Annotated in this window: 10 protein-coding genes and 1 pseudogene; 3 read left to right on the forward strand and 8 right to left on the reverse strand. The window is 52.7% G+C overall.

Going from position 1 to position 14,184, the window contains the following annotated elements:
• Window positions 1–171: 171 nt before the first annotated feature.
• Entirely contained in the window at window positions 172–966 is a 795-nt protein-coding gene (locus tag GDA54_01145; GenBank protein MBC6496920.1) for a uracil-DNA glycosylase, read from the reverse strand.
• A 149-nt stretch (window positions 967–1,115) separates the two neighbouring features.
• Here GDA54_01145 and GDA54_01150 point away from each other — a divergent pair, with 149 nt between their 5' ends.
• From GDA54_01150 to GDA54_01160, 3 genes are read left to right on the forward strand one after another with little or no spacing between them, the layout of a single operon-like run.
• Window positions 1,116–2,765 (forward strand): electron transfer flavoprotein-ubiquinone oxidoreductase, encoded by a 1,650-nt coding sequence (locus GDA54_01150; GenBank protein MBC6496921.1) that lies wholly within the window; start codon window positions 1,116–1,118, stop codon window positions 2,763–2,765.
• Window positions 2,766–2,793: 28 nt separating this feature from the next.
• Window positions 2,794–4,719, forward strand: coding sequence for a tetratricopeptide repeat protein (locus tag GDA54_01155; GenBank protein ID MBC6496922.1), 1,926 nt, complete (start codon window positions 2,794–2,796; stop codon window positions 4,717–4,719).
• Between the two features lie 9 nt (window positions 4,720–4,728).
• The gene (locus tag GDA54_01160) at window positions 4,729–5,697 is read left to right on the forward strand and encodes a 4-(cytidine 5'-diphospho)-2-C-methyl-D-erythritol kinase (GenBank protein ID MBC6496923.1); all 969 of its coding nucleotides are present in this window, start codon (window positions 4,729–4,731) and stop codon (window positions 5,695–5,697) included.
• 15 nt (window positions 5,698–5,712) lie between these two features.
• Here the strand turns inward: GDA54_01160 and lepA are convergent, their stop codons facing one another.
• From lepA to GDA54_01195, 7 genes and pseudogenes are all read right to left on the reverse strand, one after another.
• Window positions 5,713–7,506 carry an elongation factor 4 gene (lepA, locus tag GDA54_01165; GenBank protein ID MBC6496924.1) on the reverse strand — a complete coding sequence of 598 codons (1,794 nt, stop codon included), beginning with the start codon at window positions 7,504–7,506 and terminating at the stop codon, window positions 5,713–5,715.
• Window positions 7,507–7,531: 25 nt separating this feature from the next.
• Entirely contained in the window at window positions 7,532–9,901 is a 2,370-nt protein-coding gene (locus tag GDA54_01170) for a phenylalanine--tRNA ligase subunit beta (protein ID MBC6496925.1), read from the reverse strand.
• The gene (pheS, locus tag GDA54_01175; protein ID MBC6496926.1) at window positions 9,853–10,947 is read right to left on the reverse strand and encodes a phenylalanine--tRNA ligase subunit alpha; all 1,095 of its coding nucleotides are present in this window, start codon (window positions 10,945–10,947) and stop codon (window positions 9,853–9,855) included. The genes GDA54_01170 and pheS overlap by 49 nt, the downstream gene beginning before the upstream one ends.
• A 2-nt stretch (window positions 10,948–10,949) precedes the next feature.
• On the reverse strand, window positions 10,950–11,303 hold the full coding sequence (gene rplT, locus GDA54_01180) for a 50S ribosomal protein L20 (protein MBC6496927.1): 354 nt from the start codon (window positions 11,301–11,303) through the stop codon (window positions 10,950–10,952).
• The gene (rpmI, locus tag GDA54_01185) at window positions 11,300–11,506 is read right to left on the reverse strand and encodes a 50S ribosomal protein L35 (GenBank protein ID MBC6496928.1); all 207 of its coding nucleotides are present in this window, start codon (window positions 11,504–11,506) and stop codon (window positions 11,300–11,302) included. The genes rplT and rpmI overlap by 4 nt, the downstream gene beginning before the upstream one ends.
• Before the next feature lie 217 nt (window positions 11,507–11,723).
• Window positions 11,724–12,239: a translation initiation factor IF-3 gene (locus tag GDA54_01190; GenBank protein MBC6496929.1), complete on the reverse strand. Its 516-nt coding sequence runs from the start codon at window positions 12,237–12,239 to the stop codon at window positions 11,724–11,726.
• Window positions 12,240–12,322: 83 nt separating this feature from the next.
• Window positions 12,323–14,178 (reverse strand): annotated as a pseudogene (locus tag GDA54_01195) (threonine--tRNA ligase).
• Window positions 14,179–14,184: the final 6 nt, after the last annotated feature.

Below are 14,184 nucleotides of genomic sequence, written 5' to 3' on the forward strand. Positions count from 1 at the left end.
CAAGAGGCATCAACAAAAAAGGCTGACGTGTCGAATACAGCATGAGAACACCCTCCTCCAATGGCCTCTCACACCCCCCACACACAAGACACACCACAGAACACAGAACACAACGTCTCAGGGAAGACAGCGCTCCCCATGCCCTTCCTCTCTTTCTACCCACGCCCATGATTAATCCATCGCCCCTAGTTTAGCTCGCACATCGATGATGTCCCGCCACACAAAACGCTTATGGCTCGGAGAACGCAATAAATAGGCCGGGTGAAAGATGGCTTTTGCCATGATCTCGTGGCTTCCTAGAAATGTCGAGTGATACCGATGCCACCCCTGACGTAGCTGGGTAATGCCCTTGCTGGAATGCAAGAGATGCTTTGCCGCCGTGCCTCCTACAAACAAGACAATCTTGGGCTTGACCAATGCAATATGGCACTCGACAAAGGGACGACATAAGGCAATCTCTTCATCCCTTGGCGTGCGGTTGCCCGGAGGACGCCAAAAAATCATGTTCGTGATATAACAATCCATTGAAACGTCAAAACCCGCCCAATAAAGAATCTTGTCTAAGAGCATGCCACTCTCACCGACAAAGGGCTTGCCTTGCCTATCCTCCTCATTGCCCGGCGCCTCCCCTATCAACATCAAAGACGCACGGGGATTGCCACGAGCAAAGACCGTGTTCATGGCTGTCTTCTTCAAATCACCGCCATCACAATGACGAACACGCGCCTCCAATTCGTCTACCGAAGACACAGAACGAAGCGCCAGCGCCATATCCGATGCGCCATCAAATGACGATGAAGGCGTCTCACCCCCCTTATCCCCCTCACCATACGCCTCTTCGCCCGTTCCACCATGCACCCCGCCATAGACACCCATGGGCGTATCACTCAAAGCGCATGTAATACCGCTCTCACGAAGAGCCTCCAATAATCCCGACCGCCTCTCAGGACTCGATCCATGCATCATCCCCATTCACCATAAGCACACGCCTCTCCCGACACACGCATGCTTGTAGAATACGTCCACCCGTCTCGTCAAACGAAAATTCTAGAGTATGGACGAAAAAGCCTATACAATCTCTTCACACGCAAGACATAACAGGATGAACATCTCTCATGAACGACCATGTGATGCATTATGACGTTGTCATTGTCGGCGCTGGTCCCGCTGGACTCGCCACCGCCATACGCCTGAAACAAAAGGCACAAGACGACAAGAAAGATATATCCGTCTGTATCATAGAAAAAGCAGCGGAAGTGGGCGGACATATCCTCTCTGGCGCCGTCTTCGAGCCTGCTGTCCTCGATACCCTCATCCCCCATTGGCGACAAGACCCTGCATGCCCCCTCAAAGTGGCCGTCTGTAAAGACCGCTTTTATATGCTCACGGAAAAACACGCATGGCGCTTGCCAACACCGCCGCCGATGAAAAATCACGGAAACTATACCCTTTCCTTAGGCAATCTCTGTCGATGGCTCGCACAAAAAGCCGAAGAGCTCGGCGTCGAAATCTACCCCGGCTTCGCCGCATCCCATATCCTCTATAACGAACAGGGACATGCCATCGGCATACGCACCGGCGATATGGGAATCGACAAACATGGAGAGAAAACGCCACGCCATGAACCCGGTATCGAGCTTCACGTGAAACAAATTGTCCTTGCCGAAGGGGCAAGGGGCAGTCTCAGCGAACAAGTGATAGAAAAATACGGATTGCGTCATAACGCACAACCACAAACCTATGGCATAGGCTTGAAAGAACTATGGGATGTCCCCGCCCAACAACACACACCCGGACTCGTCATCCATAGTGTGGGATGGCCTTTGGACGCGCGCACCTATGGTGGTTCCTTCCTCTATCACCAAGAGAATCATCAAATCGCCATAGGATTCGTCATAGGACTGGACTACAAAAATCCCTACCTCAGCCCCTATGACGAATTCCAACGTTTCAAAACCCATCCCCTTATCGCCCCATTACTGAAAAACGGACAACGAGTCGCCTATGGCGCTCGCGCCCTCAATGAAGGAGGATGGCAATCTATCCCAAAATTAAGCTTCCCCGGCGGATGTCTCATTGGCTGTAGCGCCGGCTTCCTCAATGTGGCAAAAATTAAAGGAAGCCATCTCGCCATCCACTCAGGCATCATCCTCGCCGACTCCCTGTGGCAAAGCCTCTTCTCACACAGCACACCGCCAAAGACCGGCGTCGAGTGCACAGACTATGAAAAAAATCTCTATCGCTCGTCTATCGCTCAAGAACTCTACAAAGTGCGCAATATACGACCAGCCTTCCAATACGGATTATGGGCAGGGCTTGCCTATGCCGTTCTCGACACATACATATTACGTGGCAAAGCCCCATGGACGCTCGCCCATCATCACCCCGACCACACAACGCTCACACCCAAAGACAAAGCACACCCCATCACATACCCACCCTATGATGGTGTCATAACGTTCGATAAAGCCTCCTCACTTTACCTGTCTGGCACCAACCATGAGGAAAACCAGCCATGTCATCTCCAACTCCACACGCCACAACGCGCCATCGACCATAATCTCGCCCTCTATGACGCCCCCGAACAGCGCTATTGTCCCGCCGCCGTCTATGAAATTATCAATGGGCAGGATGACACGCCAACCCTCCAAATCAACGCCCAAAATTGTATCCATTGCAAAACATGCGACATCAAAGACCCAACGCAAAATATACGCTGGTGCCCTCCCCAAGGCGGCGAAGGACCTCGCTACCCCAATATGTGAATGACGCTCCCTCGAACACACCCTGACCATGCCCCTTGCCATCACACGCCTCACACAACGCCATAAAAAGCGTCTCAAACCCATGATGGCCGCCATAGGCGTCATCGGCTTTGTCATCATCGCTCTCATCCTCCACCAAAATAGGCACAGAGAGAACACCGCCACAGACGCCATAGCACATTTTATCGAGACGCAAAAACATCACGCCTTTATCAATCACCATATGCGTATCCCCGTCCCCGCCAACAGACAAGGGCATATCGCTCAATCTCATAGATTATGCCCCTTGCCACAAAAAATCGTCGATGCATCACGCCATATTGCCTCCTTCCAAGAGTCCAGTGGCTTTTATCTCGCCATGCAAGAAGCGAAAAAAAGAGGCGACCTCGATGCCCTTACCCTCTATCAAAGCATGCGCGCACTCTCCTACCCCTACAGAGGAGAAGACCTCCTCACCGCCTTCTATAGTAGCCTCGAAAGTGGCACGCACCCCATCACCGCCATCCTCGCCCATCACATACATCACCATCACGCCCTCACCCACACACAAAAAACAGACGCCCGATTATTCCTCGCCGCATGCGCCTTCGCCCGCAACACATATCGCCACGTCATCATCGACCCATTGTTTCACCACCACCAACACCCACAAGCACACTCCTTGCCGCCACTCTATCGCTTGATGGCGCTATGGCACGACCATACATCAGCCGCCAGCGACCTCAAAGACATGCTCCAAAAAACACAACGAAGCGACACGCACACCCTCTACCTCATGCAATATCTCCTCGCCACCACCATCAATAAAGACGCCCATAGCGACAAGCACATCATGGCAGCTCTGTCCACACCGCCAATCCTCCCCCTCTATCAATTGCTCTATGCCCAGTGGCACCAAAAACGCGGACAAGAGGAAAAAGCAACCCGCTATTATCGAGACTTTGCCGAAAAAAACGGAGGAAGCCCATGGAAAGACATCATCGACACCCACGATGTCGCCCAACAGCATGAGAAAAATCTCTCGATTCTTCTCCCCCTCCCACCCTCTCACATGCCACATCTCGCCGTCGCCATCGCCGCCTACCATATGGCAGCACACGCCCTAGAACGCAACCAACATAAAGCACTTCTCTATGCTCGTATCGCCTTGATGGTCGACCCCTCGTTTGCCCCCGCCCAATGGCTTATCATCACCCACCTCCAAAAAACATCACCCCACCTCGCCCTGCCCCTCTTACAAAAACTGACAGACCATCCCCTATGGGACGCCATCGCCATGGAATATCAAGCCCTCGCCATGGACCATATGGGCCAGTATGAACAAGCCATCAATATCCTCGACCACGTCACCGCCCAACAACCAACCAACGTCACCAGTCGCACCATGCTCGCCGAACTCCTCTTCGACCATGGACGATACGCCCAATCCTTGCCCCATTACGACTATCTCCTCAATCATCAGACTGATGCCACCAGCCGTAGCGATATGCTCTTCGAACGCGCCGTCGCCTACGACAAAGTCGGAGAATGGGAAAAGGCAGAACAAGATCTCCTCGAAGCCATACAACTCAACCCTCTCGCCGCCTACGCCCTGAACTATCTCGGATATTCCTGGGTCGAACAAGACATACATCATACAAAAGCCCTACAGCTCCTCAGACGCGCCATGAGCCTACAACCCCATGACGGCTTCATCATCGACTCCTATGGATGGGCACTCTATAAAGTGGGACAATATGATAAAGCACTCACCCAGCTGAAAAGAGCCATCCTCCTCAACCCCGAAGAAGCCGACATCAACGAACATCTAGGCGATGTGCTGTGGAAATTGGGACGACACCATGAAGCCATCTTCCAATGGCAACGGGCATTCTCCCTCAGCGAAGAACATCCCGCCACGCAACAACGTATCAAAGAGAAAATACGCACAAAAACAAAACAGAAGACTCCCTGATAACCCATAATGTCGGCCCTCACCATATCCGCCCTCACCATATCCGCATGGGCAAAAATTAATCTCTATCTCCACGTCCTTGCCAAAGGCATGGATGGATACCATCGACTCCAAACCCTTATGACGTTCGTCAGGGTCGGTGATACCCTACAGGCAAGCCTCCAAGACTCTCCGACTCCCTCTATCACCCTCACCGTCCAACAATCCTCCCGCCAACAGGAACAACTGACACAAGATACAAATAACCTCGTCCATAAGGCAGCCACGCTCGCCACAACGTCCTTCCCCACCGCCTTCGCACGCAAAGCCATACGACTCCACCTCATCAAACGCCTCCCCGTCGCCTCTGGCATGGGAGGCGGCTCGTCAGACGCCGCCGCAACCCTCACAGCACTTTGCGCCCTCGCCCATCTAGACAGGCAAGAGACATCATGGCACACCATAGCACGCCAATTAGGCGCTGATGTCCCCTTCTTCTGGCACGGACAAAGCGCTATCGCCTGCGGTATAGGCGACATCCTCTACCCTATGCCATCATTGCCCGCTTTCTATGCACTCCTTGTGACGCCCGCCACGCCCATCAAAACCCCCGCTGTCTTCCAACATCTAGGATTGACGCCCCTCCCGCCACAAGAGCTCGCCCCCTATGACGCGCCCCAACAAAAACCAACAGAGATAAACCCGCACCTATGGCAAGACGCACACACATGCATCCAGACGCTCAAGCAAAAACGAAACGACCTCTACCCTGCCGCGCGCCAATTCTGTCCAACCATCGACACAGTCCTTGACGCCCTCAATGACACCAAAGGATGTCTCCTCGCTCGACTCTCAGGAAGTGGCGCCACATGCTTCGCCCTCTACCTGCACAAGCAAGACGCACGCAACGCACACGCCACAATATCCCAAGCCTACCCACAATGCTGGTGCGCATGGGCCCAATTACATCACAACGCACACCACACGCCACACCCATAAAGACGACCCATCGACTCAGCTCTTCAGCACATCGATAAATACCCTGTTCGGTAAAGAAACCTTGCCAAAAGCCTTCATGCGCTTCTTCCCCTCCTTCTGCTTTTCCAATAACTTACGCCGCCTCGTCACATCACCCCCATAGCATTTTGCCGTCACATCTTTGCGCAAGGCAGGCACAGTCTCGCGCGCAATAATCTTGCCACCAATGGCCGCCTGAATGGCGACCTTAAACAAATGACGGGGAATCATCTCCTTCAATTTCATGCATATGGAGCGACCTCGCATCTGAGCGCGGGAACGATGGGCAATGAAAGACAAGGCATCCACCGACTCGTCATTGATAAGAATCGATATCTTGACAAGGTCCGACGCCTCATAAGACTCAAACTGGTAGTTAAAACTGGCATAGCCACTGCTCAAAGATTGTAATGTGTCGTGAAAATCATAAATCGTCTCGCTCAAAGGCATCATATACTCCACATGCGCCCTCTGACCAATCCATTCCAATGACACATGACGCCCTCGCCTCGACTGGCACAACTCAAGTGTCGCCCCCAATGACTCTTCTGGCGTCATGATCGACATCCTCACCCAAGGCTCCTCCCAGACACGAATACGATTCACCTCAGGCAAGGAAGAAGGATTGTCAATAATGCATGACGACCCATCGGTCAGAGAAACCCGATACACGACCTGAGGCGCACTCACCACTAACTCTAAACCAAATTCCCGACGCAGACGCTCTAAAGCAATATCCAAATGCAATAACCCTAAAAAACCACAGCGAAACCCATGCCCTAAGGCCGTCGACGTCTCAGGCGTGTAGTGGATGGCCGAGTCATTCAAAACCAACTTCGCCAAAGAATCCCGCAACAGCGGATAATCCTCCTGATCTTGCGGGAATAAACCACAGAACATCGCCGGACGATACGCCCGAAAGCCCGGTAAAGCCGCCGCCAAAGGAAGCCTGTCATGGATGACCGTATCGCCAACACGCAAAGACTGCACATGCTTAAAGCCCGATATGATGAACCCTATCTCCCCCGCCTGTAAAGACTCCCGTTCCTGTCGCTTAGGGGTAAACACGCCCAAATGCTCCACCACCACGCCCTTGCCCTCCTCCACTGAACGCAAACGCACACGCTCACCCCGCTTGAGAACACCATCCACAACCCTCACCAAAATGACAACACCGACATAATTGTCATACCAACTATCAACCACTAAGGCGCGCAATGTGCCACCCACATCCCCCTGAGGGCAGGGAAGATGCGACACCATCGCCTGCAACACATCATCAATCCCCGCCCCCGTCTTTGCCGATATGGGAAGAACAGTGTCCCCATCGATGCCTAAACTCCCTTGCAATTGCTCACAGACGCGCCCCTTGTCAGCACTCGCTAAATCCATCTTGTTGAGCGCCACCACCAGCCCATGGTCGTAGCCTACAGCCGTCCAAGTGTTCGCCAATGTCTGTGCCTCCACACCTTGAGTCGCATCCACAACCAAAAGCGAACCTTCACACGCCGCCAACGCCCGCGATACTTCATACGAAAAATCCACATGGCCGGGCGTGTCTAATAAATTGATCGTCCACGCCAGACCACCCTTATCACGCCATGAGAGACGCACCGTTTGCGCTTTTATCGTGATGCCTCGTTCTCGCTCTATCCCCATCGAGTCAAGGACTTGCGCCTTCATCTCACGAGAAGACAAACCCCCGCAACGCTCTATCAGCCTGTCAGCAAGAGTCGATTTCCCATGGTCTACATGAGCAATAATCGCTACGTTACGGATAAAATCCTGCATCGTCTCTCCACATAGACATAGCCCCTCACGCCCTCAACACCGCCCCACAACACGCCTGCACATGGTCTATCACCTGCGCGCGCACACGCTGTATTGTCTCCTCCGTTAATGTCGCCTTGTCCGAACGCAACAAGAGAGAAACGCCTATGGACTTACGCCCATCATCCATCTGCCTCCCTTGATAATAATCAAAAATATGCATGGCACGAATAAGAGGCTCTCTCTTCTTCACAGAAGACACCGCCGCGATAATGTCCCGAGCATAGACATCGCGCCCCATAACAAAAGCAAAATCCTGAACGACATCTTGATACACAGAAGGACGATAGACACGCTTTCCCCTTCTATCCTTACGCCCCTTCTTGTGAACATAGGGAATGAGCCTATCCATATAAAGCTCCGTCATAGAGACAGATACTCCCTCGAGGTCATACAAGGACGCATGAGAAGAAGAAAGCATGCCATAATGGCCTAAAATCTCATGGTCATGGCGCTCTTTCTCCTGTGGACGCCCATGCTCCCCATGGCCAGCAAACCAAAGAGGTAAGGCGAGCCTCCCTTGCTCTAACCCCACATCATCAACAGAGACACCACACCCATCCAAAAGAGACATGAAATCCTGCTTAGCATCAAACAAAGAGACTTGTGATGGACGCACCCGCCACGACCTCTCTTCCCGCTCACCCCAACGCACGATAGCACAATGCATCATCTCCCTACAGGCACGCCCTTCACGCCACACAACGCCTTGTTCAAAAAAAGCGCCCCTCTTGATACCACGATGACAATTTCGCCGCACCGCATGGAGCAAGCCCGATAATAAGGAAGAGCGCAAAAAACCCATATCCCGACTCAAAGGATTCGCTAACGCCACACCAGACACATCACATGCAACATCACCCGTAGAAGAGGTAAAGGCGCGCACGTCCGCCTCAGACACAAACACCCAATGCACCACCTGCCACGCCCCCAAAGACGCCGCCAGACGCGCTAACGCCATCTCATCATATGATGACGCACACGCGCCTATCGACCCCCTAGGGTTGTCCACACAGCGGAACGCCACACCCTCGATGGTGTCATAGCCACGCACACGCAAAATATCCCCCACCAAATCCTGTGCCACATGCACATCAAAGCGCCAATCAGGAACACGCCACATGGTCGGTGTCTTCTCCACAAAGCCAAGACGCCTCAAGATATCAACGCCACGCTCTAACATCACACGCGTATGCCCCCTATCCACACCACGCTCAAAACGATAGCGCGCACCAGAATGAACCCCTAAAAAACGACCCCCTCGAGCAATAGCCTCAGGCTTAAAATACGCCGCCTCCACTAAGACATTCCTCGTCCTTTCATCACACCCACTGGACGCCCCGCCCATCACACCCGCCACCGATAAAATCTTCTTAACATCAGCAACAACCAACAACCCCGCCGCTAAGACATGCTCACCACCATCCAAACCCCGAAATGGTTCGCCAGCACGCGACAGACGCACATGCACATCCCCTTCTATCTTGTCTCGGTCGAAAACATGCATGGGCTGACCCACATCCAACATCATATAATTCGTCACATCCACCAACATATGGTGAGTACGCACACCACAACTACGTAGACGATTCCTCATCCATGAAGGCGCATGGCCGTTGGCAACATTCTTGAGACTCTGCAAGAAAAAAAGACCGCACACTGCTTGCGTCTCCTTGTCCATATCCATGATACACTCCTCCCCCTTGCCCCCACCCACAGAAGACACAGAAAGAGGCGACAGCGGTTTAAGACAACCACATCCAGCAGCCGCTAAATCACGCGCAACCCCACGCACACTGGCACAATCCCCCCTATCAGGCGTGAGCGCAATATCGACAGCATAGACGCCTAAACCTAACGCCTCAGCCGCCGTCTCACCAAGCACCACATCAGACGGCATATCAATAATCCCCCTCTCATCATCACCCACACCAAGCTCCTGAGACGAACACAACATCCCCTCGCTCACAACACCACGAATGGTCGCCCGTTTCAAAGGCTTTTTCCAACCGCGCAAACGCACACCAACACCAGCGCGCAACGTCTTCATGCCGACGCGAACATTAGGCGCACCACATACAACACGCCCCTCCTCACCATGCGCACCACGCCAATGACACACATTGAGCCTGTCGGCATTGGGATGACGCTCTATCCCCACAAGCTCAACGACATGGACATGCTCTAAATCATCGCGAGGCTCAATCATCGACTCCACCTCCAAGCCCAATGATGTCAAACGCTCACCAATATGACCCCACGATAAAGACGACTCAAGATGCTCACGCAACCACGCCTCAATAATCCTCATGGCGATACAACAGAAAAAGGACGAAAACCATAATGACGCAACCAACCATGCTCCGACTCAAAAAACATGCGCACATCACGCATGCCATATTTAAGCATGGCAAGACGCTCAACACCCATGCCAAAGGCAAAACCCTGCCAACAGCCAGAATCAACACCACAAGCCTCTAACACATGGGGATGTACCATGCCACAACCCAATATCTCCATCCACGACTCCCCACCTACCGATAAAGACTCCCCATCCATATGACACGCAATGTCCACTTCCGCTGATGGCTCCGTAAAAGGAAAAAAAGACGGACGAAAACGCAAAGGAACATCGCCATAACCGAAAAATTCTTCACAAAAATGCTGTAAACAGCCTTTCAGATGACCCATATGGATGTCCTTATCAACGGCTAACCCCTCTATCTGATGAAACATGGGCGTGTGCGTCTGGTCGTAATCACGGCGATACGTCCCTCCAGACGCCATGACATAAAAAGGCGGCGTCCCCGCCCTCATAGCACGTATCTGCACCGACGACGTGTGGGTGCGCAATAAGCGAGAAGCACCAGACTCATCCGAAGACAGATAAAACGTATCATGCATCTGACGAGCCGGATGATGGGGCGGCATATTCAGCGCTTCAAAATTATGGTCATCATCCTCAACATGCGGCCCTTGTGCCATCACAAAACCACATGCGCCAAAAAAAGACGTGATCTCCTCCATCACATAAGGAATGGGATGAAGACGCCCACATCCATCTCCAGAGACAGGAAGAGACCAATCCTCCCCATCAACATCATCTTGTCTATCATTCCCCTCCTTCCCCCTCACCGACCGCTCAACAGCCTCCCCTGGCGACATACGCTTCAACAGCTGCTCGTAACGCCCCTCCAACATGCGCCGTAAAGCATTCAATTCTTTGCCACGTTCACGCCTTAACGGCTTATCCAAGCTCCCTAAAGAACGCAACGCTAACGTCAGAGACCCCTTCTTCCCTAAAACATCACGATACCACGCCGCCAATTCCTCCTTTCCCCCAACCCTATGCAAAGCCTCCAACACAACATCACGCTGTATCCTGTCCTTGTCCCCCGCCATGCTCAGGAAGACGCCTTGATTTTCTCGACTAACGCATCAAAGGCACCGGGTTGTTCCATCGCCAGCAACGCCAACATCTTCCTGTCCATGTCAATGCCACTGGCACGCATTTTCCCCATAAAGACACTGTACGTCATGCCGCGGACACGCGCCGCTGCGTTGATACGCTGAATCCACAAGCGCTTAAAGTCTCCCTTCCTCTTACGGCGATGCTGATAGGAATAACACAAGGCGCGCTCCACCATCTGGCGCGCCATACGAAACGTGTTCTTGCCACGACCACGATAGCCACGAGCTTGCTTGATAATCTTGCGATGACGACGATGGGCTGGAACAGCACGAGAAGCACGCGTCATCCCTTCTCACCATACGGCATGAACTGACGCACAATACGCGCATCAGCATCGCACATATGCGTCATAAGACGCGCCTTGCGCCTGAACTTCGGACGACGCTTAATCATCCCATGGCGCTTACCCGCTGGCTTCATGCGGACACGACCACGGGACGTCAGAGAAAAACGCTTCTTCACACCGCTCTTTGTCTTCAATTTTGGCATCCCAGAGACCTCTTCCACACATCACATCATACGAAAGCCCCACATCACCACCCCTTATATGCCAAAGACCATCCCTATGTCAAGGCACGTTATCCCTCAACAGGCCTCCCCCACCCCCTGCTCGTGAGCCTTTGTTGACGTCCTAGACAAAGCCCCTTCTCGCTCCTCTTGAATGTTTCACGTGAAACAAAGGCCATGTCGCCTCAACCCCTCCCCTTCATCCCTGTTCCTTCTTCTTACGCTGAGGCGTCACAATCATGAGGACTTGCCTGCCCCCCGATTCCGCTTGAGGCGCCGTCTCAATGGACGCCATATCCGCTATCTCCGCCGCCACACGCCCCAAAACATCAAACGCATGCCCTTGATGCGCACGCTCCCGTCCCCTCATCCACACCGTGACCTTCACCTTATCACCATGGGATAAAAATTTCTTCATAGAACGCATCTTAAACGCATAGTCATGGGCATCGATGTTGGGACGCATTTTTATCTCCTTGAGCTCAATATGCTTCTGCTTACGGCGAAGTTCTGTGCGCTTCTTCTGTTCCCGATAACGAAATTTGCCATAATCGATAATCCGACACACGGGAGGACGGGCATGAGGCGATACCTCAACCAAATCTAAGCCTCTCTCCTGTGCCTTCGCCAGCGCCTGCCCCCTGCCCATAACACCCACCATCTCGCCGTCCACGCCAATGACACGAACCGACTCCGCCCTGATATCGCCGTTCATGCGAAAAGACGAAACGCCATGCGCCTTGCCCCTCCCTATGTGATCATCTTGTTCTGCTACGATGATAAACCTCCCTGAATGCCTCACATGCCATGATGTGCCACATCCTTATATGTCCCATGCCCCATACAAAGCGCCTCCATCCTCTTTAGCGCATCACGCAAGGGCATCTCCTTACGCTCACCCCCTTTGCCTAAGCCACGCCACGCAACCGTCTGCTCCTTAGCCTCCCTCTCACCAATCACCCATAAAACAGGAACCTTCGCCAGACTATGCTCACGCACCTTATAGACGATCGTCTCATTGCGAAAATCAGAACGCACAGCAATGGATTTCTCCCGACACAAACGTAACACATCACAGGCATAGGATTCCGCCTTGTCCGTTATAGTCGCCACCACAAGAGGTAAGGGTGAAAGCCAGAGCGGCAACAGGCCACCATAATGCTCTAATAAAATCCCCACAAAGCGCTCAATAGAGCCAAACAATGCCCTATGAAGCATGACAGGCGCATGCTTCTCGCCATCCTTGCCAATGTAGCGCGCACCTAAACGCGCCGGCAAATTGACATCCACCTGAACCGTGCCACATTGCCAATCACGACCCAACGCATCACGCAACACAAATTCCAATTTAGGCCCATAAAACGCACCCTCGCCCTTGTTATACACATAGTCCTTCCCCATGCGACGCAACGCACCCTTCAAGCCATCCTCTAATATGTCCCAATCCTTATCCTCCCCTATACGCTCTTGCGGCCTGTCCGCAAATTTTATCGTCACATCCTCAAAACCAAAATCCTTATAAATAGAGAGAATCATCTCAACGATCGAACAACACTCGTCCTCCATCTGCTCAAAACTGCAATAAATATGGGCTTGCCAAACTCGGCAATGCGCCTCGGTAAGTCGCGGTAACTCATCATGCCTTGACGAAAGACCTGAACACAGCCCGGACAATTCATAGGCTTGACGGCAAAAACACGACCATCCTCTGTGTCCGTCGTATACATGTGCTGACGAAAACTTTGCCAATGACCCGATGACTCCCATAAGGCCCTGTCCATAATGTCTGGCGTGCTAATCTCTTCATAGCCAGCCTCGCGCTGACGCTGGCGCAAATATCCTATTAAGTGCTGAAAGAGAGTCCATCCCTTGTCATGCCAAAAGACAGCCCCCGGCGCCTCCTCCTGAAAATGAAAGAGATCCATCGCCTTGCCTAAAACCCGATGGTCACGCCTCGCCGCCTCCTCTAAACGATGAAGATACAGACGTAACGCCTTCTTATCAAACCATGCCGTGCCATAAATACGCTGCAACATCTCACGAGTGGAGTCACCACGCCAATAAGCACCCGCTACCTTCATGAGCTTAAAGGCCTGACCAGCACAAGACGTAGAAGGAAAATGAGGACCACGACATAAATCAACAAACTCACCCTGACGGTAAAGACTGATCACCTCGCCATCAGGAATGTCTTCCAATAATGCCAATTTATAAGGCTCGTCCTCCTTGATAAAGAACGCCTTCGCATCATCCCTCGAGACATCCTCACGCTCGATGACATAGTCCTCCTTGATGATGCCCTGCATGCACCCTTCAATACGCTCTAAATCAGCTGGCGTGAAAGCCTCCTCACGCCAAAAATCATAGTAAAAGCCATCCCGTATCACAGGACCAATGCTCACCTTCGTCTCGGGATAGAGACGCTTCACAGCTTGTGCCATGATATGTGCCATATCATGGCGCAAAATCTCTAACGCATCGTCATCACCCCTCACAACAAACCGAAGAGAGACGCCGTCCCAAACAGGCGTGGACATATCACGCAAAGCCCCATCCATCCATACCGCTAGGGCGCGCCCGCGAAAACCAGACTCTCGCGCCACATCAGACGCCGTCGCACCACGCCACACCTCGCACACCGAGCCGTCATGCATATGCAC

This window comes from Alphaproteobacteria bacterium GM7ARS4, from assembly GCA_014332745.1.
Classification (GTDB): Bacteria; Pseudomonadota; Alphaproteobacteria; order GM7ARS4; family GM7ARS4; genus GM7ARS4.

What these genes read in the sequence shown, in the direction of transcription:
- GDA54_01145 (MBC6496920.1), bottom strand. Translation starts at nt 966, where the DNA reads ATGATGCATGGATCGAGTCCTGAGAGGCGGTCGGGATTATTGGAGGCT.
- GDA54_01150 (MBC6496921.1), top strand. Translation starts at nt 1,116, where the DNA reads ATGAACGACCATGTGATGCATTATGACGTTGTCATTGTCGGCGCTGGT.
- GDA54_01155 (MBC6496922.1), top strand. Translation starts at nt 2,794, where the DNA reads ATGCCCCTTGCCATCACACGCCTCACACAACGCCATAAAAAGCGTCTC.
- GDA54_01160 (MBC6496923.1), top strand. Translation starts at nt 4,729, where the DNA reads ATGTCGGCCCTCACCATATCCGCCCTCACCATATCCGCATGGGCAAAA.
- lepA (MBC6496924.1), bottom strand. Translation starts at nt 7,506, where the DNA reads ATGCAGGATTTTATCCGTAACGTAGCGATTATTGCTCATGTAGACCAT.
- pheS (MBC6496926.1), bottom strand. Translation starts at nt 10,947, where the DNA reads ATGGCGGGGGACAAGGACAGGATACAGCGTGATGTTGTGTTGGAGGCT.
- rplT (MBC6496927.1), bottom strand. Translation starts at nt 11,303, where the DNA reads ATGACGCGTGCTTCTCGTGCTGTTCCAGCCCATCGTCGTCATCGCAAG.
- rpmI (MBC6496928.1), bottom strand. Translation starts at nt 11,506, where the DNA reads ATGCCAAAATTGAAGACAAAGAGCGGTGTGAAGAAGCGTTTTTCTCTG.
- GDA54_01190 (MBC6496929.1), bottom strand. Translation starts at nt 12,239, where the DNA reads ATGAACGGCGATATCAGGGCGGAGTCGGTTCGTGTCATTGGCGTGGAC.